The organism is Sphingopyxis sp. Soil_C_28 (genome assembly GCF_057657055.1).
The window spans coordinates 1,591,771-1,613,892 of sequence record NZ_JBDGJE010000001.1 but is presented as its reverse complement, the minus strand read 5'-3'; the positions used below and the strand labels follow the sequence as shown (position 1 = coordinate 1,613,892).

Sequence of the window (22,122 nt, the reverse complement as noted above, 5' to 3'; positions counted from 1 at the left end):
TATCGTGGCGCGCCTTCGGGCGCGCGCGAAGCCCACTGAATGGAACGCGCCATGAGCCTCACTCCCGAAGAGATGCAGGCTCGTGCCGTCCATGCGCGCGAAATTTACGCCAGCGTCGATCGCGAGCGGCTCGTCCGGCATATCGTCCACCTCTTCGATCTCGAGGCGGCGGACGAGCCCGATGAATTTACCTATCCCGCCTTCACCAAGCCGCGCCGCCAGCGCATTTTCGGCGGGCAGGTGATCGCGCAGGCCATGGTCGCGGCGGCGCGCACCGTCGATTCCGACAAGAGCGTCCATTCGCTCCACGCCTATTTCCTGCGCGGCGGCGACGAAGCGAAGCCGCTGCATTTTCGGGTCCACCGCGATTTCGACGGCCGCAGCTTCGCCAACCGCCGCGTTGTCGTGCGCCAGGACGACAAGGTGATCTTCAACCTCACCGCATCGTTCCAGGCGCCCGAACAGGGCCTGTCGCATCAGATTCCGATGACCGGCATCCTGCCGCCCGAGGAATGCTGGGATTTCGCCGATTTCATCGCGGTCGATCCCAAGATCAGCGACCGGCGCATCGAACATATGGCGCGCATGCATCCGTTCGAGGTCCGCGCCTTCCGTCCGCCGCCGTCCGCGCGGGCGACGATGCAATATGAATGGTTCCGCATTGCCTCGCCCGTCGGCGACGATCCGCTGATCCACCGCGCTCTGCTGGCCTATGCCTCGGACATGGGGCTGCTCTCGACGACCCTGATGCCGCATGGGATGACGTGGGATACGCCGGGTCTGTTCTCGACCAGCCTCGACCATGCGATGTGGTTCCACGACGACATCCGCGTCGACGAATGGTTCGTCTATGTCATGGACAGCGACTGGAGCGGCGGCGGGCGCGGGATCAACCGCGGGCGCATCTATCGGCGCGACGGCACGTTGATCGCCTCGGCGGTGCAGGAAGGGCTGATCCGCCACGATCCGTCGGCATAAGGCTTGTTTTCTGCGGCGTTTGCGCTTATGCGCGCCGCTTCGCGTCAGATAAGGGCGTGATTCCGCGCGGGAGGAAGGGGTGATGCCCTTCTGCTTGACCGCTAATTTTGAGGTTCACCGGCAACGGCGAACCGACAGAAAGACAGGAGGCCATCATGGCTAAGAAGATTAGCGGCTACATCAAGCTGCAGGTTCCGGCAGGGACCGCAAACCCCTCGCCGCCGCTCGGGCCGGCACTCGGCCAGCGCGGCGTGAACATCATGGAATTCTGCAAGGCGTTCAACGCCGCGACCGATTCCATGGAAAAGGGCACGCCCACCCCGACGATCATCACCGTGTTCGCCGACAAGAGCTTTACCTTCGTGACGAAGACGCCCCCGGCGACTTATCTGATCAAGAAGGCTGCGAACCTGAAGGCTGGCTCTAAGGAGCCCGGCAAGATCAGCGGTGGCAAGATCGCCCGCTCGAAGCTGACCGAAATCGCCGAAATCAAGTTCAAGGATCTCAACGCGAACGATCTGGAACAGGCTACGAAGATCATCGAGGGCAGCGCGCGCTCGATGGGCCTCGAAGTGACGGAGGGCTGATCCGATGGCAAAGCTGACCAAGAAGCAGAAGGCCCTCGAGGGCAAGGTTGACGCGCTGAAGCTTCACGCTGTCGACGAAGCGCTGAAGACGGTGCGTGAACTGGCCTCGGCCAAGTTCGACGAAACGATGGAAATCGCGATCAACCTCGGTGTCGATCCGCGCCACGCCGACCAGATGGTCCGCGGCGTCGTAACGCTCCCCGCAGGTACCGGCAAGGACGTCAAGGTTGCCGTGTTCGCGCGCGGCGACAATGCCGACAAGGCGCTGGCCGCCGGCGCCGACAAGGTCGGTGCCGAAGACCTGATGGAAGACATGCTCGCGGGTAACCTCGACTATGGCCGCGTCATCGCGACGCCGGACATGATGGGCATCGTCGGCCGCCTCGGCAAGACGCTGGGTCCGAAGGGCCTGATGCCGAACCCGAAGCTGGGCACCGTGACCCCGAACGTCGCCGACGCCGTGAAGGCCGCCAAGGGCGGTCAGATCGAATTCCGCGTCGAAAAGACCGGGATCATCCACGCCGGCCTCGGCAAGCTGTCGTTCGGCGAGGAAAAGCTCCGCCAGAACTTTGACGCTTTCGTCGACGCGATCGTCAAGGCGAAGCCGGCCGGCGCGAAGGGCAAATATGTCCGCAAGATCGCCCTGTCGTCGTCGATGGGCCCCGGCGTGAAGGTCGATACGGCCGACGTGACCGGCGCCTGATAGGCACCAGATGATTTAGGAAGGGCCGGGGGAAACTCCGGCCCTTTTCTTATGCGCGGGGCGCCGGGGCGAACTGGATAAGGTCCCACCTATTGCCATAAAGGTCGAGGAACACCGCGACGGTGCCGTAATCGGCTTCGATCGGCTCGCGCTCGATCCGCACGCCTTTGTCGATCAGCCGCTGATAGTCGCGCCATAAATCGTCGGTCTGCAGGAACAGGAAGACGCGCCCGCCCGCTTGGTCGCCAATAAACTTCGCCTGGCCTTCATTAGCGGCACGCGCCAGCAGGATCGTCGCACCCCCCGGCGGATTGCCCGGCGGCGCGATGAGCACCCAGCGCTTGTCCTGCGCCGGCTGATACTCGTCAGCGACGAGCGTGAAGCCCAAGGTCTCGACGTAGAAGGTGATCGCCTCGTCATAATCGCGAACGACGAGCGCGATATGCGCGAGCGACTGCCGCGTCATTCGCGCAGCCCGCGAAGCGCCGCCCCGGCCGCAAACGGACCGATGACCGTCAGCAGCAAACTCGTCGCGCCCAGCAACTTCATCGCCCCGCGCCCCGACGGATCGAGCATCCCGGCGCCAAAGATCAACATCGGCACCGCCAGCGGTAGCACCAGCAGCCCGCCGATCGCGCTGCCGCCCTTGACTCCCGCGGTCAGCGCCGCGCTCAGCACCGCCAGCGATGCCAGCGCCGGGATCGCAATCGCAATTCCCACCATCAGCACCTCAACCCGCGCCGCGTCCTGCGCCAGCAACGCCGCCGCAGGGAACAAGGCGATCATCAACGGCAGCCCAAACGCAATCGCGTGCGCCGCGATCTTCACCGCCGCGATGACTTCATCGGCGATCCCGCGCACCGCAAGCTGGTCGAGCACGCCCGCCTCGCGGTCGGGCCGCACCAGCCGGTCGATCGGCAGCAGGGCGGCGAGCAGGGCGGCGACCCACACCATCCCGCCTCCCGCGCGTTTAAGAAGTGGTGCGTCGGGTCCGACGGCAAACGGAAACGCCGTCGCGACGAGCAGGAAGAAGAGCACGGGAAGCCAGAGCGCTCCGCTGCCCCAGGCACGGCGCAGATCGCGCCAGAAGAGCGCAATGAGGGCGGTCAAGCGAGCGCCCCCATATCGAGTTCGGCGAGGTCGGGGATGGCGAGCGCGAAGTGCGACGCGAGCAGGACCGCGCCGCCATTTGCCCGGTGCTTCGCAATGGCTGCGACCAGCCGTGCCTGCGCCGCGTCGTCCATGCCGTTCGCCGGCTCATCGAGCAGCCAGATCGGCGCGCCGCTGGCGATAACGCGCACCATCGCGGCGCGCTTGCGCTGCCCGGTCGACAGCATCGACACCGGCACCTCGGCCAGCGGCGCCAACCCCATCTCGTCCATCGCGCGATCGACCGTGTGGCCGTCGACGGTATCGACCCGCGCCCAGAAATCGAGCGCGCGGCGCAGCGGCAATTCGGCGTCGAGCGCCGCGGCTTCGTCGATCAGCGCGATGCGCCCGCGGCATTCGACCGTTCCCGCCGCCGGACGCAGCAGGCCGGCGGCGAGGCGGATCAGGCTCGACTTGCCCGCACCGTTCGGGCCGCGCAGCCACAGCGCGTCACCGCGGGTCAGCGAGAGCGACAGGTCTTCGAAGAGCAGCCGGTCGCCGCGAATGCACGCCAGCCGATCGATCCGCAGCAACACGCTCACGCCATGTCTTCCAGCGCGTGCATATCGTCGTCGGAAAAGCCGAAATGATGCCCGATTTCGTGGATCAGCACATGGCGGACCAGCGTGTCGAGCCGCTCGCCGGTTTCGATCCACTCGACAAGGATCGGGATGCGATAGAGGGTAACGCGGTCGGGTATGCCGCCGCTCTGGTCGATGCTGCGCTCGGTCAGCGGGCGGCCTTCGTAAAGGCCGGTGAGTTCATAGGCATGCTCGATCTCGAGCGAGGCGAGCGTCTCGTGGTCGGCGAACTCCTCGATCGCGACCACGACGCCCTGGATATGCGGTTTGAACGCCGCGGGCAGGGTCTCGAGCGCTGCTTCGGCCATCGCGAACATCGCATCGGCGTCGGGCGCGCCGCCGGTCCATCCGCCGGGAAGCTCAGGGGTCAAATCGGGCAGGGCACTCTTGTCGCTCATCGCGCCCTTCCTTATGGCGGGCGCACGACATTGACCAGCGGGAGAGTAATCATGGTCCAGAAACTCGACGAAAACGCCCGCACCGCGCTGCTCGCCCGCTTCCCCGAATGGACGCACGAACCGACGCGCGACGCAATCACCCGCCAGTTCAAATTTGCCGATTTCGCGCAGGCCTTCGGCTTTATGGCGAGCGTCGCGATCATCGCCGAAAAGATGGACCACCACCCCGAATGGTCGAACGTCTATAACCGCGTCGACATCCTGCTGACGACGCACGACGCCGATGGCTTGTCGGAACGCGATGCGAAGCTGGCCGAGGCGATCGAAGCTTTGGTCTGACGGGCTTGGCCAGGGCCAGAGGCTTTGGCTGATGCCAGCATCCCCTTTAATCGTCACCCCGGATTTGATCCGGGGTCCACAGCTGCCGTCGCGCCAATGGATCCCGGATCAAATCCGGGATGACGAGTGACTGGAAGCGACCGAGAGTTGCCGTTGATCCTCCCTGTGGCGAAGCCATGGGGAGGTGGCAGCGCGAAGCGCTGACGGAGGGGCGATGGAGCCGGCGTTGCCGCCCCTCCACCATCCGCTTCGCGGACGGTCCCCCTCCCCATCGCCGCGCGACAGGGAGGATAAAAAGGTCAGCCTCCCATCCCAAAGCCACCGTCCCACTTATCCGACCGCGCGGCTTGCGCTGTGCCACCACCCCCTTAAAAGCACCTCAAAGCACAAAGGGGAGCCTGCCACATGTCCGACAGCCTGTTTCGCCGCAAACCGATCGTTCCGGAACGGCGGGATGGTCAGCAAGAACTTGCGCGGACGCTGAGCTGGCCGCACCTGATCGCGCTTGGCGTCGGTGCGATCGTCGGCACGGGCATTCTCACCCTCATCGGGGTCGGCGCCGACAAGGCGGGCCCCGCGGTCATCCTGTCCTTCGGCATCGCGGGTCTGATCTGCGCCTGCGCCGCGCTCGCCTATGCCGAAATGGCGACGATGATCCCGGCGTCGGGCAGCGCCTACACCTACAGCTATGTGGTGATCGGCGAACTGCTCGCATGGATCGTCGGGTGGAGCCTGATCCTCGAATATTCGCTCGTGGTCAGCGCGGTCGCGGTCGGCTGGTCGGGCTATGCGGCGCCGTTGCTGGAGGCGTGGGCGGGCATCCCGATGGCATTGATGCAGGGGCCCGAACTTGGTGGCATCGTCAACCTGCCGGCCATCGCAATCATCGCCGTCGTCGCGGGGCTGCTGCTCGTCGGCACGCGCGAAAGCGCAACGCTCAACGCCGTCCTCGTCCTTGTGAAAGTCGTCGCGCTCGTCATCTTTGTCGCCGTAGCACTTCCGGCATTTAATGCTGCCAATCTCGAACCCTTCAGCCCCTATGGCTTTAGCAAGCATATGGGCCCGGACGGCGTCGAGCGCGGCGTGATGGCGGCTGCGGCGATCATCTTCTTTGCCTTCTACGGCTTCGATGCGATCGCGACCGCGGCAGAAGAAACGCGCAACCCCGACCGCGATCTCAAGATCGGGATCGTCGGTTCGATGTTCGTCTGCGTCGTCATCTATATCGCGGTGGCAGTCGCGGCGGTGGGCGCCATCGCCTATACCCGTTTTGCCAACAGCCCAGAGCCGCTCGCGCTGATCCTGCGCGAACTCGGCAGCCCGCTCGCGGCGCAATATCTCGCCGTCTCGGCGATCATCGCGTTGCCGACGGTCATCCTCGCCTTCTTTTATGGCCAGAGCCGCATCTTCTTCACCATGGCACGCGACGGTCTGCTCCCCGCCAGCCTCGCCAGGCTGTCGTCGCGCGGGACGCCGGTGCGGATCACGATCTTCACCGCGCTGGTCGTTGCCGTGCTCGCGGGCTTTATTCCGCTCGGCGAACTCGCCGCGCTCGCCAATGCCGGCACGCTGGCGGCTTTCACCGCGGTGTCGATCTGCATGCTCATCATGCGCCGCCGCGCGCCCGATGCGCCGCGCACCTTCCGTGCGCCGATGCCGTGGGTGGTCGGCGGCATCGCAGTATTCGGTTGCATTTATCTGTTCTTCAGCCTGCCTGTGCAGACGCAGATGTGGTTCGGCATCTGGAATATCGCCGGTCTCGCGGTTTATTTTCTCTACTCACGTAACAAGGCAATAATCGCCTGATATTTTTGTCGGGATGCCACGCCCGTCAGCGTTCCGCCAGTCTGGATCCAATAGGTCGTTGAACTGGACTAGCGATCGAATAAGCTTTCCCCGCGCCGCTCGTTTCGAGTCGGTAGTGGGGGAAGAATTATGGCGACCTTGATCGAGGATACGCAGGGCAAGATACGCGACCTGCCAATTCAAAAGATACTCAAGGATTTATTGATCGGGGCGGCCGACGTCGCCGGTATCGATCGGGTGCGCGTCGTGTCGGGCGGGCAGGCAAAGCTGGGAACGCCCGGAGGAAAACGCACGGGGTCGGTGCGGCACGATCTCGGCTATGCGGCCGATCTTCGTCTTGAAAAGGACGGCGCCGCGATTTCCTTCGCGAATCCCGCGGGGCAGGCGATATTCGAAGCATATGTCGAGGCGTGCGCGCGTCTGGGCGCCACCGGCATCGGCGCTGCGGTCGATTATATGGGGCCGCTCACCATCCACGTCGGATATGGCGCGCGCGCGGTGTGGGGTACCGGGGGCAAGTCGGCGAATGCGCCGCGATGGTTGATCGATGCCGTCAGGCGTGGCTGGGCCGCCAGCACCGTCGCGGGCATGAAATCGAATAAATCGGACTCGCTCGATTCGCCCGACGCGGAAGAGGAAGAGGACATGGTCACATGAGGTCGTTTCACGCCCCGGCCTGACCAGCTATAGCCCGGCCGCTCACGGCTTGCCCGATCGAACGGATCGCTAGGCAGCAGTTCAGCGCCGGACGACTTCACGGGCGCGCCATCGCCAGGTTTGCGTTCCCGCATACAGAAAGGCCCCGCTCCGACCGGCGAGGCGAAGCGGGGCAGAGGGTTGCCGGGCTGTATTCAGCTGTCGGCTTCGTACGCCAGCAAGTCGCCTGGCTGGCAATCGAGTTCGGCACAGATCGCCTCGAGCGTCGAAAAGCGCATCGCCTTGGCCTTGCCGGTCTTCAGGATCGACAGATTGGCGAGAGTGATGCCGATGCGGTCGGACAGGTCGGTGAGCGTCATCCGCTTTGCAAGAAGCAGATCGTCCAGTTTCACGACGATCGCCATCACACGGTTCCTTCCAGCTCGTCGCGCATCGCTGTGCCTCGCTCGAACACCGCGGCAAGGACAAAAGCGAGCAGGATCGCGAGCAGGCTGCCGAGCGAGATGCCGCCCATTCCGCCGAATTCGCTGCCCGCCTTCGCAATGCTGCTCGCGGTCCACTGGAGCGGGATCGCCAGCAACTGCGTCACCACCAGCGCCCAGCCGACGCGGCGCAGCCGCGCGGCGTTTGCCGGGACGAAAGGATCGCTCGTCGTGCTCGCGACAAGGGCCTGAAGCTGGCGGACGATATAGGCGGCGGCAGCGAGGATCGCGAAGAGCAGCAGCATCAGCATGCTGACCGGGACGCGAAGCGTCGTGACGTCGATGAACTCCGGACTGTTCCGGAATTCGGCCAAGACTTCGGGCCAGGCGATGATGAGCGCGATCGCGACGCCGACGACCAGCACCCCCGACGCGGCGATCAGCCCCAGGATCAGCCAAAGCAGACCGCGCGTCACGCCGAGCAAGGCAGGGTTGGAAACGGGCATATCGTTCTCCGATAGGTTGTTTATCGAAGAACGATATATAAGCGCGAATATTTATCGTCAATCGATAATATCGTAAAACGATATGGACAGGCGGCAGGCGCAAGCAAAGCCCATTTCCCTGATCGTCACCCCGAACTTGATCCGCGGTCCATGACCGCATGCACTGTGCTTCCGATCAAGGGTGCTCTGGATCCCGGGTCAGGCCCGGGATGACGAAGGGAAGGGGCTCAAACGGCCTGCCAGTCGAACGCCAGCGGCGCTTCGCGAAAGGCGAAGCGATCGAGGTGGCGGGCGACGGCGCCCTCCAGTCCTTCAAGCTGCTCGCCGACGCTGGCATCGATGCGGACCGACAAACTGTCGGCCGCGGCATCGAAAGTGACCAGCGCATCGTCCGGCCAGTCGCCTCCGCGCGCATCCTTCGGGAAGGTCACGGTGCCGTGCTCGGCGGTGAACTCGACCGCCAGATTATGCTGCCAATGCTTGCACAATTGCTGGAGATATTTGTTCGCGTGCGCGGTGGGCACTTTGGCCGTTGCTGAAACCGTCATGGCTATGCTCCTTACAGCCGCTCGATCTTCTGCGCCGCCTCGTCGATCAGCGCGACGATGTCGTGCCGCGCCGCATTGTCGAGGTCGCGGTCGCCGAGGCGGTTCATCAGAACCTGGCGCAGATTGCCCATCGCGCGGCGGACCGACGCCAAGTCGGTGCGCTGCGTTTCTTCGCCGATCGCGGTCAGGCGCGCGATTGCGGCTTCGACGATTTCGCTATTGGCCTCGAGCTCGGCACGCCCGGCGTCGGTAATCGCGAACAGCTTTTTCGCGCCGTTGCTCTGCTGCGCTTCGATCAGGTCCATGTCGTCGAGCATCGTCAGCGTCGGATAGATGACGCCGGGGCTCGGCGCATAGGTGCCGCCGGTGAGTTCTTCGATCTGGCGGATCAGGTCATAACCGTGGCGCGGTTCGTCGGCGATCAGCTTGAGCAGCACCAACCGCAATTCGCCGCCATCGAACATCCGCCGGCGTTCGCCGCGCTCGCCCCGGCCGCCGCCACGCCGGCCTCCACCCCCAAAGCCATGCCCGAAGCCATGACCAAAGCCGCGTCCGCCGCCGCGATGCATCGCGTGCCGCCCACCGCATCCGCGGCCATCCATTTTTGCATAAAAAATCATTTATCGTTCCTCAGAGCTATTCTGGATGCGTCTAAGATATATCGTAGTATAGTTTGCGCAAGGGGCGCTGGAAAGATTCTTCATCGGCCATGCCGTGCGCGGTTCGACGCGATCAGGCTGCGGGGCCGAAGCGCAGGTGGATCAGCGGATAGTCGCGGCCCTGGCCATCCAGTTTGGACCGACCGGTGGCAACGAACCCCAGCCGTTTGTAAAAGCCGACCGCTTGCGCATTCTGCTCGTTCACTTCGGTCGTCAGCGAAGGGCAGCGTCCCAGCGCATGTGTGACCAGCGCCTGTCCGATGCCGAGGCCCCGGTGCGCGGGGTCGATGAACAGCGCTTCCATGCTCGTTCCGTCGAGTAGCATGAAGCCGACAGGACGGTCATCGACATCTACCGCGAGCCAGAGTGGGGCCATGGGCAGGAATCCCCTGACCTCGACTTCGATCGCCGCCCGGTCTTCGGTTGTCAGGAAGTCGTGCGTAGCATCGACGGCATTGCGCCATATCTGGACAGCGCGCTCGCCATCGTCGGGCGTGGATTCCCGGATGCGGATCATCGGCGGGACGTTAGCCGATGCAGCTCGGGCCCGGCAAGCCATGCGAGGGGATGCCAGACCCGCGATCGGCCTTGACTCTGCGGCCATCAACGCTAATAGCGCCCCCGTGTTGCCACGGGTTCGCCCGCGGCAATTCCGTCCGAGACAGTTGGTGAAGGGGACTTGCCCTTCTTAATTTCCAGCCGAGACGGGGAACAGTCTTTTTCGGTCGCCCGCCTGTATCCAGGCGACGCGTCTTGACCGACCCCATCGGACATCGTTGCGCAAATACAGCCGAGCCTCGGCTCGAGTCTGTTTTTGCGTGTTTTAGCCGCCCGGCGGTGCGTGCGTTTCTGCGCGCGGGCATCCGGGCAGATGAGTGGAGTATAGGCATGGATCGTACGGAAAAGGCCGAAGCCGTATCCTCGCTGAACGCTACGCTGTCGTCAGCTGCTTCGGTTGTGGTCGTCCGCAACCTTGGCATGACCGTCGCCCAGTCGACGGTGCTGCGCCAGCAAATGCGCGATGCAGGGGCCGACTTTCGCGTCACGAAGAACCGTCTTGCCAAAATCGCGCTCGATGGCACGTCCTACGCCGGTATCAGCGACCTGCTGACCGGTCCCACGGCCCTTGCAACCTCGACCGATCCGGTCTCGGCTGCAAAGATCGCCGTGGAATTTGCCAAGACCAACGACAAACTTGAAATCGTTGGTGGCGGCATGGGCGACGTGGTCCTCGACGTGAATGGCGTGAAGGCGCTGGCTTCGCTTCCCTCGCTCGACCAGCTTCGTGCCACGATCATCGGTCTGGTACAGGCTCCGGCCACGAAGGTTGCGCAGATTGCCGCAGCCCCGGCTGGCCAGTTGGCGCGGGTTTTTGGCGCATATGCCGCCAAAGAAGCAGCGTGATTTCGAACTAACCTTTAAACTTACTGCCGGGATATCCCGGTTCTGATGGAGAATGAACATGGCTGATCTTGCAAAGATCGTTGAAGAACTGTCGGCTCTGACCGTCCTCGAAGCAGCTGACCTGTCGAAGCTGCTCGAAGAAAAGTGGGGCGTTTCGGCTGCTGCTGCTGTTGCTGCCGCTCCGGCTGCTGCGGCTGCTGGCCCGGCTGCTGAAGAGCAGACCGAATTCGACGTCATTCTGACGGGTGACGGCGGCAACAAGATCAACGTCATCAAGGAAGTCCGCGCGATCACCGGCCTGGGTCTTGGCGAAGCCAAGGCACTTGTCGAAGGTGCGCCGAAGGCCATCAAGGAAGGCGTGAACAAGGCAGAAGCTGAAGAGCTGAAGGCCAAGATCCTCGCCGCTGGCGGCACCGTCGAACTGAAGTAATCAGTTTGCGAGAATCCCGCCGGTTCATCCGGCCGGGGTTCCAGCGAAAAAGAGAAAGGGCGGCGCCGCGAGGCACCGCCCTTTTTCTATGCGGTGAGGGGACCACAGCGGATCGTCGGGCTCAATTGTTCGAATAGCCCGGACGGAAGCTGGTCGAGGTGCGGACACGCGTCGGTTCGGGACGGCGCACTTCCTGTTCCTGCATAGCCGGGGCAGGACGCTGGGCGATTTCCCAAGCGCTCACCGGTTTGCGGGTCATATCCTTCTGGGCTCCGAGCGTCTCATCATAGGCAACGCGTTCCTGACGATCGAGGAAACGCGCACGCTTCAGGCGCTTGCTTAGCGTTGCAAACGGATTGTCGTCCGTCGGCCCCGCCATCGCCATGGCTTCGTGACGACCCATGCTGCCGCTCGGCGCGGCTGCGAATGCGGGCACTGTGCGCGGCGCAACCTCTTCGCGCGGAGCGTAAGCGGGCGTGATCCATGGCTGCGTTTCTGCTGTGGCGGGCGCAGGCGGCGCAACGGGTTGGGGCTCATACGCATAGGCCGCGGATTCTGCGTCGTGCACGCGGCGGCGGCGAACGGCAAACGCCAGGCCTGCACCGCCAACGATCAGCAGCGCGGCGGCACCACCGGCAAGCTCCCAAGGAAATTCATTACCCGTCGGGGTCGTGCTGGCCATTTCAACGGGCGCCGCCGGTTCGGCAATCGGCTCTATATTCGTCGTCAGGGGTGCCGCGATGGGCGCTGCGTCGTCGGGCAGCGGCGTGTCGGCTGCAGGAGTTGCGGCGGCGGGAGCCGCGGCAACTGGTGCGGCTGCTGCGGGTCTAGCGCGCCGGGCCGTTCGCTCGGCACGTGCCGGAGCGGTGGCGGGTTCGGCAGCCTTGGGCGCCGGTGCAGCAGTTTCAGGCGCGATATCCAGCGGTACGCGGATAACCACCGGTGTTGATGCGGCCGGCTGTGCAACCTGCGAGGTTGCAACGGGTGCCGTCGTCGTCGGCTCGGCCACCGTCGGCGGGGTTTGCGGCGTCGGCGCAGCAATCGGAGGTGTCATCGTAACGGTGGGGGTTTCCTGCGCAAAAGCGCCGGGCGTGGACAGGACCAGGAACGCGGCAATCGCGCTCATGGCGGGGCGGGAGAGGGCGATATTTTTCGTCATAGTGAAAGACGAACGAACCGCCTCGCGAAAGTGCTGCCTTTGCGGGTCGGTTTACACGATGAGCCGTTGCTGCCGAACGGCGCGGCGAAGATTCGAGTACCGCTGATCGCGGTCGACGATCAGTTTAGGGGTCAGCCGAGCGGTGCCGCGGACCCGTTCGTGGGTGTTCATGAAGCCTGCTTTTACAAAGCGGAATATGTAAAGATGACAGAGATCTTGCGCTTTGACGTCGCGCCGGTCACCAATTCGTCATCGCCGCGCAACCTGGGCGTGGTTAATGCCGCGCATGAAGACGACCGACCTTGCCCCGACCCGGCTTCCAAGCCATCTGCGCGAAACGCAGCGGCTTCTCTTTATCGCCAAACACGCCCGCTGGACCGGGGGATTGCATGCCGACGATGGCAATCACGCGCTCTATCACCGCGAGATGCGCGAAACGCTCGAGGGGCTCGGCATCGAATTGTTGATCGCGGACAGCTATGCCGCGCTGTTCGACCGGCCATCCGCCGATTTCGTTTTCCCGCTGCTCAATCGCGGTGGCTTCTTCAATTCTGAAATGCTGCTTCCCCTGCTTTGCAACCAGCATGACCTGCCATATCTCGGCGCGTCGCCGATCGTGCGCGGCCTGTCCGACGACAAGCATCTGACCAAGCTCGAGGCCGCGGCGCGGGGCGTTCCGACCGCGTCCTGGGCTCTGTTTCGCCGCGGCGCGCCCGTCGACGTGTCGCGCTGTCCGCCCGCACGGCGCTGGGTGATCAAGCCGAACAACAGCTCGGCTTCGTGGGGCGTGCGTGACGCGCACGACCGGATCGAACTCGCGCAATCGATTGCCGAAATCCACGCGCTCGACCATGACGCGCTGGTCGAACCCTTTATCGACGGCAGCGATATTGAAGTGCCGGTGATCACGCTGCGCGGCGAGCCTGCGATGCTGCCGATGATGATCTTCGAGCAGGACGACCCGACGCAGCTTCGCACCTATCAGGAAAAGCGCGATCTGATCGGCAACGTCGGATATTGCATTAAGCGCTTTGACGATCCTCTAATCGCCAGCCGTGTTACCGAATATACAAAGCGGATGGCGGATATCTTCCGCCCGTTCGATTATGGTCGGTTCGAGTTTCGTGTCGATCAGGCGACGGGCGACGTCCGGCTGCTCGAGGTCAACCTCAACTGCAACCTCTGGTCCGAGAAGCTGTTTTCGCGATCGGCGGTCGCGGCGGGTTTCACCCACTCGACGCTGATCGAAACGATCGTCGCAGAAAGCATGATCCGCCAGATCGCACCGGCGGCGGCGCGGCGGGATGCGGCATGAGCGGGTCGATCCTGATCCTCGCGGGCCGCCGTCCGGGTGCCGCCGATCCGCTCGCCAAGGCGCATGGCGTCGCTGACAAATGCCTTGTGCCGGTCGCGGGGCGGCCGATGATCGCCCATGTGCTGGAATGCGCAGCAGACAGTTCGGCGGCGCGGGTGTTCGTTTCCACGCACCACGCGGCGCTGCTGGATGATCTGAACGACCCGGTGGCGGAATTATTGGGCAAGCGGCTGATCGTCGTGCCGGCTGCGGACAATCTTGCGGACTCGGTCCTTGCGGTTGCGGGGGTAGCGGCGTTTCCGCTGTTTATCACGACCGCCGACAATTGCCTGCTGACGCCGGCGACAATTGCCGAGATCGAGGCTGGGGCGAAGCGGCTGGGCGCCGAAGCCGGCGTCGCGCTGGCGCGGCGCGAAGATGTGCTCGCGGTCCATCCTGAGGGGCAGCGGCGCTTTTACGAGTTTTCCGACGTCGCGGTGTCGAACTGCAATGCATATTGGATCGGACATCCCAATGCGTTGCGCGCCGCCGAGGCTTTTCGTGGCGGTGGTCAGTTCGTCAAGAAGCCGCTGCGCGTGATGCAGGCGTTCGGCCTGATCAACCTGCTTCGCTTCCGTTTCGGACTGGGGCCGATCCACCATCTCTTCGCGCGCATTTCCCGCCATCTGGAAATTGAAGTCGCCCCGCTGCTGGTGAGCAACGGGGCGACCGCGATCGATGTCGACAACGAACGCTCGCTATGGGTGACCGAGGCGTTGATGAAGCGCCCTGAGATCGTCAGTCCGCGACCCAGTTGCCGTGAAAGCCAGGAGGGACCCGATGCGGCAGGTGAACGACAGCTTGCGGTGACCCGGTAAAATCATCGGCGTTGAGGATGACCAGGTCGGTGGTCTGGTCATTCATGTCGACCACCAGCCCGATCAGCCAGCCATCATCCTCGGCGCTGTCGGGGCTGCGCGGAACGAAGACGAACTCGCCGGGATGCCGACCGGCACCGAAATCATGGATCGTGGTCGTGCCCTGCTTCAGATCGTGGCGGAACAGCCGCGTGTCGGCCATCGCCCATTCGACGCTTTCGCCGTCGGGCATCGCGACGCTGTAAACATAGCGATAGGCCTGTGTGGTCAGTCGTTCGTCGTAGCGCGGAAATTCCTGCGCATGATCGTGGATGACCGCGCGGATCGTCGTGCCTGCGACCGGATCGATCGTCCAACGTTCCATGCGTGACTTTTGGCTGTCGGGGCCGCGTTTCGATTCCGCAAACATGGTTTCGTGCGCGACGACGTCGACGATCACCTTGCCGTCGGCCGTTTCGTGGGCGTTGGCGGGGTGGAAGACATAACAGGGCTCGACCGGCACCCAGATGATGCTGTCGCCGTCGCCTCTCCTGGGGAGGAGGCCGACCCGCGCCTGATGCGCGTCGTTCCATGCATAGGGGAAGCGATAACCGGACAGCAGCATCTTCATCGAGAAGGTGACGGGCAGGTCGAACACCAGCGCGTAATTTTCGGTGATCGCGCAGTCGTGGATCGACGGACCATCGCTCACCGCGATCGCCTCTTCGCGGATGACATGCGCGCCGCTGTCCATCACGACGTGCCAGACCTTGTTCGGCTCGTCGCCACGATAGGTGATCGCGTGGACCTCGTTGGTGACCGGATCATGGTGGGGATGCGCAGTGTAGGCGCCGACCAGCGTGCCGTCGAACGGGTTATGTGCGATCGTGTTCAGTTCATAGCCGAGCTCGACGGGCTTACCGCCTGCTTCGACGATCGCGAAGGTGCGGCCTGCGAGGCCGACGACGTTCGTGTTGGGTGCGTCGTTGCGGTCGGCGCGCGGGCCGGGTGGCAGTGCTTCGCCCAGCACTTCGCAGGCCTCGCTGCCGCGCACCCAGCGGTTACGGTACCAGTCGGCCTTGCCGCCTTCGATGCGGATGCCGTGGACCATGCCCGCGCCGGTGAACCAGTGATAGCTGGCGGGATCGGGGGCGATGGCGGGGTTCGGCCCGTTGCGCAGATAGCGGCCGGTGAGCGCGACGGGGATCTCGCCTTCGACGCGGAGGCCTTCGAGCGTCAGTTCCTCGGTCATCGGTTGGTGGATGCCGGTGAGGAAGGGGTGGGCATCGGTGGGGCGGGGGAGGCGCTTGCGGTTGAAATCGGCGACCTTGCCGATGCCTTTGACGACGGCGCCGCGGATCAGGGTTTCGACGTTGCTTGCCATGATATTGCTCCTTACGGATGTTGGCGAAAGTGCCGCGTAGCGTGGGGCTTGTGCGGACGACTCGATATGTTTACAGTGAAAACATGATGGCGAACAAAGATAACAGTGTCAACATAAAAAGGGGCGGCGCGAAGGCGTCGGGCGCTTATCATCATGGCGACCTGCGCGCGGCGGTGATCGCGGCGGGGCTGAAGCGGCTCGGCGAAGGCGACGGCGCCGAGCTGGGGTTGCGGGCGCTGGCGCGCGACGTGGGCGTCAGTGCGACCGCGCTTTACCGGCATTTCCCGGACAAGGAGGCGCTGCTCGACGCGCTCGCCGACGAGGGGCTGCGCCGGCTCGGTGCGCTGCAGGCGCAGGCATGGCTGAAGGCGGGCGGCGGTCATGCGGGCTTCAAGGCGACGGGCATCGCCTACGTCCGCTTCGCCTATGACGAGCCGGCGGTGTTCCGGTTGAGCTTTACCCGCCAGATGTCCGAACGCTGCGAGCCAGGCGCCGACGGGGGAGAGGTGGGCTATAATTTGTTGCGGGCCGGGGTCACGCAGACGATGCCGCACCTTGAGGACCCCGACACCGCGGCACTCCATGCCTGGGCATTGGTGCACGGCCTTGCGATGTTGATCCTCGACCGGCGTATCGGGTGGGACGAGGCGATGGTCGAGAAGGTCGTCGGGCTGACCTTTGGTGGAAAGGCCTGACGCGCCGCGCAATATAGGGATGCGGCGGGATCAGACAGCTCCTTCATAATATTAGCGGTTTCTTTTCCCCTTTTCGGTTAATTGGTCGCATGGCCCAGTCGCTGTCCCCCAGAGTCGAGGCGGTCTTTTGGTTCCTCCTGACCGCAACAGGATATTTCCTGCTCGCGAACCTGTCGCTGCATGCGACCAAGGGTGCCGACAATATCGCGGCGGTCTGGCCCCCCAGCGGCTATTTTCTTGCGCTTTTGCTGTTGATGCCGGCGCGTGCGCGCATTGTCGCGTTCGCCGGGATGGTCGGGGCCAGCCTTGCCGCCAATATGCTGGGCGGCGCGCCGCTATGGACCTGCGTTGCGTTCACCATTTCGAACTGTTGCGAGGCGGCGGTCGCGCTGTGGCTGATCCGCCGCCGCGAGCCCGGCGAAATATCGTTCATGGTTCCGCGATCGGTCGTCAGCTTTTGCACCGCAGCCTTCGCGGCCAGTGTCGTCAGCGCGATCCTCGCCTGGGCGCTCGCGGGAAGGGGGCTCGATTTCTTTCTCTCGTGGCTGACGACGGTGATGCTCGGCATGTTGATCGTAACCCCGCCGATCGTGATGCTGGCGCGGATGGTGGGTACGAACGCGCTGTCCAACGCGCCCGTGAGAATGAAGGCAGAGGCGACCGCGATCCTGACCGCCGCCGGGCTGGTCACCATCCTGGCCTTTTCGCAGGCGCAATTTCCGGTGTCCTTCCTGCCCTGTATCGCGGTGGTGGCCGCCGCCTATCGGCTTGGCCCCTTTGGCGCCGCGGCGGGGATGCTGATCGTGACGATCATCGCATCGCTGCTGACGGGGCAGGGTTATGGCCCGATCGCGGCAATCGACGGCGTGCAGAAGACAAGGGTCTTGTTCCTGCAATTCTATCTGCTCGTTCTGTTGTTCACGACCTTGCCGCTCGCTTCGCTGCTGATCGGACGCCAGCGGCTGGCGAAACGTCTGGAGCAAAGCAATCGCTGGCTGCTCCAGGCCGAGGCTGCGGCGCTGGTCGGCCATTGGCGTGTCGATCTGATCGGCTGGACGATCCAATGGTCGGACCAGACGTACCGCGTTCACGGGCTGGAGCCCGGGATGGCCGTCGACGTCGACTATAGCGTCCAGCAATATGTCGCCGAAGACCGGCTGGCGGTACGAAAGATTCTGGCGGAAGCGGTTCGCACCGGGCAGCCCTTCGAATTTCAGGGGCGGATCCTGCGCACCGACGGCGAGATCCGGCACGTCAAATCGCACGGATCGATCGAAATGGGCCGCGGCAACAAGGCGGTCGGCATTTTCGGGACCGTTCAGGACGTGACCGAGACGGTCGAAAATGCCCGGATACTCGAAGCAGCACGCAGCGCGGCCGAGCGGGTCGCCAACACCGACATGCTGACGGGCCTGCCGAACCGCCGCCATACGCTGGCCTTTCTTGAAAAGGCCCTCGCTGGCGCCCGCGACAATGGCGCGCCGCTTGCGGTTGCGGTTTTCGACATCGATCATTTCAAGCGGATCAATGATTCCTATGGTCACGCCACTGGCGATCAGGTCATCCGCCGGGTTGCGCAGCGCGCCAATGCAGCGTTGCGCGAGAGCGATATGCTGGGCCGCATCGGCGGCGAGGAATTCGTGTGCATATTGCAGCGGTCGAGCGCGCAGGCGGCCGAGATCGTCGCCGAGCGCGTCCGCCGGGCGGTCGAGACCGGCACCGTTGCCGAGGAAGGACTGCCGCAAGCGACGATCAGCGTCGGGCTGGCCATCTATGACGGTGAGGCCGACATCGAAGAGCTGCTGCACCGCGCCGACAAGGCACTTTATGTTGCCAAGCGCGACGGGCGGAACCGGCTGCGCATGGCGGCGTGAGCGTGGCGTATCGTGGAGGGTCTTTAGCGGCCTGTTTCGTGTGACGGCCGAGATATATCGCCTGCCATAGGAACGGCGGGTATCGACCAATTTCAGTTACGACGGATCGGTCGGCGGAACGCGCAATGTGGCCGCGATTTGTGCTTCGGCCGCAGTCGCTTCATCAATGAGCAGACGCAATGCCTTTGCGGTGTCTTCCAGAAGCCCGTCACCGAGTGGCCGCTCGCCATTGATGAAACGACGGATCGCCCGCTCGTCGATGCCAAGGCGCCGCGAGAATGCAGTGGTGCCGCCAAACAGCTGGACGCAATAAGCAAAATGCTCGCGTCGATCGTCCACTGAAAATGACGCGGCCATTGCTTTCCCCTTTTTGTTCACTGTCGGGGCCTTAGGCTATCTTGCGGATCAGGCGCAATCAGCCAATTGCGGTCGTTCAGCGGGAAAGCCATCGGATCGCAGAGATTGTCCGCTTTGCTGCAAAGGCGCCGAAAATGGTCCCGAACGCCGCCCAAATTGCAACCAGCGCGAGTCCAGGAAACCAGAACCCCAATCTGGCCATTTCCGGCGTGCCTACAAACTCAGACGCAGCCAAAAACGTCGAAAATGCAAAAGGCCACACCAATCGCGGCCGTGATCTTTTGGCGAGGGTAATACCGATCAGGATCGTGAACGCGATTGAGGCGCTGAATGAAAAGACAAGTATGATCGAGAAATCCACGGCCAGAGCTTAGCGATGTTGGCGTCGGCTTTCGACCTCTTATCCGACATTCAGTAATCGATCGGCGCGATGGCAGCCGCTGCACAGCAGGGGGCGGCGGCGGGGGCGCCGCCGCGCTGCGGGGTCAGTCAATGTTTTCGATGTTAACATAAGGGTTGCGCCGACAATGGTGGAGTTTACAGTGTAAACACTGTCGCGCGGTTTTCCCTTGAACGCGCCGGCAGGCTTTACGCCGACTTTATGCAGCACGCTGAAATCGCTCTCGAAACTTTATGCGCTGCGCTCCTAAATTCGGGGCATGATTATCGATATAGCCGTTCATGCCGCGCGCAAACCTTCGGTTCGCGATGCCGGCCCGTCTGCCTTTCGGCGTTCGGGCGTCGATCTGCGCTGGCCGGTCGTTGCCGCCGCGCTCCATCATCTTTGGTTGAGGCGCCGCCGAAGTTTGCGCATCGTCGATGTCGCATGCGGCAACGGAAGGTTGCTGATCCATGCCGCCCGGCACGCCCGCGCGCTGGGCTTTACCGCGATCGAAGCGCGCGGGATCGACGCCGCCCCGTCGTCGATCCGCGAAGCGCAGGCGATTGCCATGCGGATGCGCGATCCGGCGATCGGGCTGCTGTTCGAGCCATGCGACCTGTTGACCGCCCTGCGGGAAGAATCCGGCTTTCCTGCCGATATCCTGCTGTGGAGCGGGGATCATGGCGCCGCGCCCGATATGGCGGCGGCGATCGCTGCCGCGGGGACCATCGTCATCGGCGGATCGGCGCGGCGTGGCGGCCGGCGGGTGGCCGCATGAGGCGATACGACCGCGCGTGGCGCGCCGCCGGTTTTCTGGCGATGGGGGCGGGCTATGCCGTGCCGCTGGTCGGCGACATGGTCGTCGACGGGCGCGCGGAGCAGGTGCTGGCCGTGCTGATCGGGATGCCACTAGCGCTCACCGGGGCGTTGCTGATGGTGCAGGGCGACCGCGTCGTCCGCATATTGCGCGTCGAACGCAGCCGGCACCGCGATCTGATATTGGCGATCCGGGTGCGGCGCCGGTCGCGAACCGGCTCAGCCCGGCGGCGCTTCGACTGCGAGCTCGCCGACTAGCCAGCCGCGGAACCTTTGCATCGCCTCGCTTTCGGGGCGCGACATCAGCCGCGTGAGCCAATAGCGCCCGGCGTCGATCGTGAGCGCGAAAGGTTGAACGAGCAGTTCCGACGCGAGTTCGCGAGTGAACATCGCGGGCGGAGCGAGCGCGACGCCAAGGCCCGCGGCGGCGGCGGTCACCATCAACGCCGAACTGTCGAACATCGGGCCGCGGAAAACCGGGGCCGCAACGCCCGCGGCGCCGAACCACAGCGCCCATTCGTCGGCGCGGTACGAACGGAGCAGGCGTTCGGGGACGAGGTCGGCGGGGCTTTTGAGGCGCGCGGCGATCGCGGGCGCGCAGATCGGCGCCATCGGGGCGGCGAGCAAAGGCTCGGCATGCGTTCCGTGCCACGCGCCGTCGCCAAAGCGGATCGCATAGTCGAGCGCCTCGCCGGCCAGATCGACGCGGTTGTTGTTGGTCGATATGCGCAGGTCGATCGTAGGGTGCGCCCGCGCGAAGGCATCGAGGCGGGGGAGCAGCCAGCCGGTCGCAAAGGTGCCGACGACGCCGACTTTAAGCGCTTCGCGGTACCGGCCATCGGCATATTGGTCGAGCGTTGCCGCGACGCGATCGAACGCATCGGCGACGACGGGGACGAGCGCGTGACCCTCGTCGGTGAGCGCGAGGCCGCGCGGCAGGCGGTGGAAGAGGCGCGTGCCGAGACGGCGTTCGAGCTGCGCGACCTGATGGCTGACCGCGCCCTGGCTGACGCACAATTCGATCGCGGCGCGGGTGAAGTTGAGGTGACGCGCAGCGGCCTCGAAGGCACGGAGGGCGTTCAAGGGGAGCTGGGCGCGGTCCATGGCGCAGTCATCAATTATTCTCATGGCTTTGTCGAGAAATCATGCTTTGTGGGCGGCGCCCGAGCGCGGCATCCCGGCGGGGAAGGGAGACGGATATGATCGTGATGATGACAATTGCCGCCTGGCTGGCGGGCGCGAGCCATGTGCCGCTGCCGCTCGCCCAAGAGGCGAATGCGCAGATGGTGGCGGGCGGGGTGGCGCCGGGCGCGGAAGATCCGCTGACGCGGCCGATGGCGGTTTCGCGTGCAACCGAATGGCTGGCGCCGCAGCCGCCGGAGAAGATTTTCGGGACGAGCTATCTCGTCGGCTTTGGCGGGCTGAGCGTCGCGCTCATCGATACCGGCGACGGGCTGGTGCTGATCGACGGTGCGCTGCCGCAGGCGGCCCCGGCGATCCTCGCCAATGTTCGCAAGCTGGGTTTCGACCCCAAAGACATCAAATTTATTCTGAGCACCGAACCGCATTTCGACCATGCCGGCGGTCTGGCCGCGCTGGCGCGCGACACCGGCGCGACGGTAGTGGCGAGCGCGCGCGGCGCCGAGGGGCTGCGGTCGGGCAGGCACGCCAAGGACGATCCGCAGCTCGCCTATGGTGGGAGCTGGCCGGCGGTGACGCGGCTGCGCGTGATCGGCGATGGCGAGGTGCTGAAGCTCGGCAAGATATCGATCGCCGCGATCGCGACGCCGGGGCATACGATGGGAAGCATGAGCTGGCGCTGGCAGGCGTGTGAGGACAAGGTCTGCAAGACGATCGTCTTCGCATCGAGCCTGAACCCGGTGTCGGCGGATGACTATCGTTACACCGCACCCGCGAGCGCGCCGATCGTCGCGGCGTTCGCGGCAAGCTATCGCAAGATGGACGCGACCGCGTGCGATATCCTGATCTCGGCGCATCCCGACAATGCGGGCGAAGGGCGCTATAATGACAAGCCGGGGGCTTGCCGCGCCTATGTCGACCGCTCGCGCAAGTTGCTCGCCAAGCGACTCGCGGACGAGAAAGCGGGTGAAAAATAGCGTTGTTATCGGCGCCTTTT

The 22,122-nt window shown here is 64.3% G+C and carries 29 protein-coding genes; 16 read left to right on the top strand and 13 right to left on the bottom strand.

The features are described 5' to 3' along the window. Positions 1-51 precede the first annotated feature (51 nt). From AC3A43_RS07740 to rplA, 3 genes are all read left to right on the top strand, one after another. Positions 52-978, top strand: a complete 927-nt coding sequence (locus tag AC3A43_RS07740) for an acyl-CoA thioesterase (RefSeq protein ID WP_487791929.1) — start codon at positions 52-54, stop codon at positions 976-978. Between the two features lie 155 nt (positions 979-1,133). Then, on the top strand, positions 1,134-1,565 hold the full coding sequence (gene rplK, locus AC3A43_RS07735) for a 50S ribosomal protein L11 (protein WP_487791928.1): 432 nt from the start codon (positions 1,134-1,136) through the stop codon (positions 1,563-1,565). Between the two features lie 4 nt (positions 1,566-1,569). After that, positions 1,570-2,268, top strand: a complete 699-nt coding sequence (rplA, locus tag AC3A43_RS07730) for a 50S ribosomal protein L1 (RefSeq protein ID WP_487791927.1) — start codon at positions 1,570-1,572, stop codon at positions 2,266-2,268. A gap of 49 nt (positions 2,269-2,317) precedes the next feature. On the opposite strand, the gene AC3A43_RS07725 is transcribed toward rplA, so the two are convergent. From AC3A43_RS07725 to AC3A43_RS07710, 4 genes are read right to left on the bottom strand one after another with little or no spacing between them, the layout of a single operon-like run. After that, the gene (locus AC3A43_RS07725) at positions 2,318-2,734 is read right to left on the bottom strand and encodes a VOC family protein (RefSeq protein WP_487791926.1); all 417 of its coding nucleotides are present in this window, start codon (positions 2,732-2,734) and stop codon (positions 2,318-2,320) included. Then, entirely contained in the window at positions 2,731-3,378 is a 648-nt protein-coding gene (locus AC3A43_RS07720) for a heme exporter protein CcmB (protein WP_487791925.1), read from the bottom strand. Before AC3A43_RS07720 ends, AC3A43_RS07725 begins: the two co-directional genes overlap by 4 nt. Then, positions 3,375-3,959: a heme ABC exporter ATP-binding protein CcmA gene (gene ccmA, locus AC3A43_RS07715; RefSeq protein ID WP_487791924.1), complete on the bottom strand. Its 585-nt coding sequence runs from the start codon at positions 3,957-3,959 to the stop codon at positions 3,375-3,377. The genes AC3A43_RS07720 and ccmA overlap by 4 nt, the downstream gene beginning before the upstream one ends. Continuing rightward, positions 3,956-4,396, bottom strand: a complete 441-nt coding sequence (locus AC3A43_RS07710) for a metallopeptidase family protein (RefSeq protein ID WP_487791923.1) — start codon at positions 4,394-4,396, stop codon at positions 3,956-3,958. Before AC3A43_RS07710 ends, ccmA begins: the two co-directional genes overlap by 4 nt. A 51-nt stretch (positions 4,397-4,447) precedes the next feature. On the opposite strand from AC3A43_RS07710, the gene AC3A43_RS07705 reads away from it, so the two are divergent. The 3 genes from AC3A43_RS07705 (at position 4,448) to AC3A43_RS07695 (ending at position 7,198) form a co-directional block, all read left to right on the top strand. After that, a complete protein-coding gene (locus AC3A43_RS07705; protein WP_487791922.1) occupies positions 4,448-4,735 on the top strand; it encodes a 4a-hydroxytetrahydrobiopterin dehydratase in 288 nt (95 codons plus the stop codon). Between the two features lie 405 nt (positions 4,736-5,140). Next, positions 5,141-6,541 (top strand): amino acid permease, encoded by a 1,401-nt coding sequence (locus tag AC3A43_RS07700; RefSeq protein ID WP_487791921.1) that lies wholly within the window; start codon positions 5,141-5,143, stop codon positions 6,539-6,541. Between the two features lie 129 nt (positions 6,542-6,670). Then, positions 6,671-7,198 (top strand): hypothetical protein, encoded by a 528-nt coding sequence (locus AC3A43_RS07695; protein ID WP_487791920.1) that lies wholly within the window; start codon positions 6,671-6,673, stop codon positions 7,196-7,198. Between the two features lie 194 nt (positions 7,199-7,392). On the opposite strand, the gene AC3A43_RS07690 is transcribed toward AC3A43_RS07695, so the two are convergent. The 5 genes from AC3A43_RS07690 to AC3A43_RS07670 all read right to left on the bottom strand — a co-directional run bounded on the left by AC3A43_RS07690 (position 7,393) and on the right by AC3A43_RS07670 (position 9,850). Further along, the gene (locus AC3A43_RS07690; protein ID WP_487791919.1) at positions 7,393-7,602 is read right to left on the bottom strand and encodes a helix-turn-helix domain-containing protein; all 210 of its coding nucleotides are present in this window, start codon (positions 7,600-7,602) and stop codon (positions 7,393-7,395) included. Beyond that, complete coding sequence (locus AC3A43_RS07685) at positions 7,602-8,126, bottom strand: DUF2975 domain-containing protein (RefSeq protein ID WP_487791918.1); 525 nt, start codon at positions 8,124-8,126, stop codon at positions 7,602-7,604. The genes AC3A43_RS07690 and AC3A43_RS07685 overlap by 1 nt, the downstream gene beginning before the upstream one ends. 227 nt (positions 8,127-8,353) lie before the next feature. Next, a complete protein-coding gene (locus AC3A43_RS07680) occupies positions 8,354-8,674 on the bottom strand; it encodes a DUF2218 domain-containing protein (RefSeq protein ID WP_487791917.1) in 321 nt (106 codons plus the stop codon). An 11-nt stretch (positions 8,675-8,685) separates the two neighbouring features. After that, complete coding sequence (locus tag AC3A43_RS07675; RefSeq protein WP_487791916.1) at positions 8,686-9,294, bottom strand: PadR family transcriptional regulator; 609 nt, start codon at positions 9,292-9,294, stop codon at positions 8,686-8,688. A 112-nt stretch (positions 9,295-9,406) separates the two neighbouring features. Then, entirely contained in the window at positions 9,407-9,850 is a 444-nt protein-coding gene (locus tag AC3A43_RS07670; protein WP_487791915.1) for an acetyltransferase, read from the bottom strand. Between the two features lie 371 nt (positions 9,851-10,221). Between AC3A43_RS07670 and rplJ the strand changes: the two genes are divergently transcribed. Together rplJ and rplL are read left to right on the top strand one after the other, a co-directional pair. Continuing rightward, on the top strand, positions 10,222-10,737 hold the full coding sequence (rplJ, locus tag AC3A43_RS07665; RefSeq protein ID WP_487792041.1) for a 50S ribosomal protein L10: 516 nt from the start codon (positions 10,222-10,224) through the stop codon (positions 10,735-10,737). Between the two features lie 58 nt (positions 10,738-10,795). Further along, complete coding sequence (gene rplL, locus AC3A43_RS07660; protein WP_037516187.1) at positions 10,796-11,167, top strand: 50S ribosomal protein L7/L12; 372 nt, start codon at positions 10,796-10,798, stop codon at positions 11,165-11,167. 121 nt (positions 11,168-11,288) lie between these two features. Here the strand turns inward: rplL and AC3A43_RS07655 are convergent, their stop codons facing one another. Further along, on the bottom strand, positions 11,289-12,293 hold the full coding sequence (locus AC3A43_RS07655) for a hypothetical protein (protein WP_487791914.1): 1,005 nt from the start codon (positions 12,291-12,293) through the stop codon (positions 11,289-11,291). Between the two features lie 310 nt (positions 12,294-12,603). Here AC3A43_RS07655 and AC3A43_RS07650 point away from each other — a divergent pair, with 310 nt between their 5' ends. After that, positions 12,604-13,641: a D-alanine--D-alanine ligase family protein gene (locus tag AC3A43_RS07650; RefSeq protein ID WP_487791913.1), complete on the top strand. Its 1,038-nt coding sequence runs from the start codon at positions 12,604-12,606 to the stop codon at positions 13,639-13,641. After that, positions 13,638-14,498 (top strand): NTP transferase domain-containing protein, encoded by an 861-nt coding sequence (locus tag AC3A43_RS07645; protein WP_487791912.1) that lies wholly within the window; start codon positions 13,638-13,640, stop codon positions 14,496-14,498. Before AC3A43_RS07650 ends, AC3A43_RS07645 begins: the two co-directional genes overlap by 4 nt. Here AC3A43_RS07645 and AC3A43_RS07640 read toward each other — a convergent pair. Then, positions 14,419-15,861: an 8'-apo-carotenoid 13,14-cleaving dioxygenase gene (locus AC3A43_RS07640; protein ID WP_487791911.1), complete on the bottom strand. Its 1,443-nt coding sequence runs from the start codon at positions 15,859-15,861 to the stop codon at positions 14,419-14,421. The two genes, AC3A43_RS07645 and AC3A43_RS07640, sit on opposite strands and share 80 nt — an antisense overlap. Before the next feature lie 86 nt (positions 15,862-15,947). On the opposite strand from AC3A43_RS07640, the gene AC3A43_RS07635 reads away from it, so the two are divergent. Both AC3A43_RS07635 and AC3A43_RS07630 read left to right on the top strand, forming a co-directional pair. After that, positions 15,948-16,556, top strand: a complete 609-nt coding sequence (locus AC3A43_RS07635) for a TetR/AcrR family transcriptional regulator (RefSeq protein ID WP_487791910.1) — start codon at positions 15,948-15,950, stop codon at positions 16,554-16,556. 89 nt (positions 16,557-16,645) lie between these two features. Beyond that, positions 16,646-18,430 (top strand): sensor domain-containing diguanylate cyclase, encoded by a 1,785-nt coding sequence (locus AC3A43_RS07630; RefSeq protein ID WP_487791909.1) that lies wholly within the window; start codon positions 16,646-16,648, stop codon positions 18,428-18,430. A 96-nt stretch (positions 18,431-18,526) separates the two neighbouring features. Here the strand turns inward: AC3A43_RS07630 and AC3A43_RS07625 are convergent, their stop codons facing one another. Then, positions 18,527-18,787 carry a helix-turn-helix domain-containing protein gene (locus AC3A43_RS07625; RefSeq protein WP_487791908.1) on the bottom strand — a complete coding sequence of 87 codons (261 nt, stop codon included), beginning with the start codon at positions 18,785-18,787 and terminating at the stop codon, positions 18,527-18,529. A gap of 134 nt (positions 18,788-18,921) precedes the next feature. On the opposite strand from AC3A43_RS07625, the gene AC3A43_RS07620 reads away from it, so the two are divergent. From AC3A43_RS07620 to AC3A43_RS07610, 3 genes are all read left to right on the top strand, one after another. Further along, positions 18,922-19,161: a hypothetical protein gene (locus AC3A43_RS07620; RefSeq protein ID WP_487791907.1), complete on the top strand. Its 240-nt coding sequence runs from the start codon at positions 18,922-18,924 to the stop codon at positions 19,159-19,161. Positions 19,162-19,446: 285 nt separating this feature from the next. Continuing rightward, positions 19,447-19,947 (top strand): class I SAM-dependent methyltransferase, encoded by a 501-nt coding sequence (locus AC3A43_RS07615; RefSeq protein WP_487791906.1) that lies wholly within the window; start codon positions 19,447-19,449, stop codon positions 19,945-19,947. Beyond that, entirely contained in the window at positions 19,944-20,243 is a 300-nt protein-coding gene (locus AC3A43_RS07610; RefSeq protein WP_487791905.1) for a hypothetical protein, read from the top strand. Before AC3A43_RS07615 ends, AC3A43_RS07610 begins: the two co-directional genes overlap by 4 nt. Here AC3A43_RS07610 and AC3A43_RS07605 read toward each other — a convergent pair. Then, the gene (locus tag AC3A43_RS07605; protein WP_487791904.1) at positions 20,205-21,089 is read right to left on the bottom strand and encodes a LysR family transcriptional regulator; all 885 of its coding nucleotides are present in this window, start codon (positions 21,087-21,089) and stop codon (positions 20,205-20,207) included. The two genes, AC3A43_RS07610 and AC3A43_RS07605, sit on opposite strands and share 39 nt — an antisense overlap. Positions 21,090-21,184: 95 nt before the next feature. Here AC3A43_RS07605 and bla point away from each other — a divergent pair, with 95 nt between their 5' ends. Next, complete coding sequence (gene bla / locus AC3A43_RS07600) at positions 21,185-22,102, top strand: subclass B3 metallo-beta-lactamase (RefSeq protein WP_487791903.1); 918 nt, start codon at positions 21,185-21,187, stop codon at positions 22,100-22,102. The last annotated feature ends 20 nt before the right edge of the window (positions 22,103-22,122 follow it).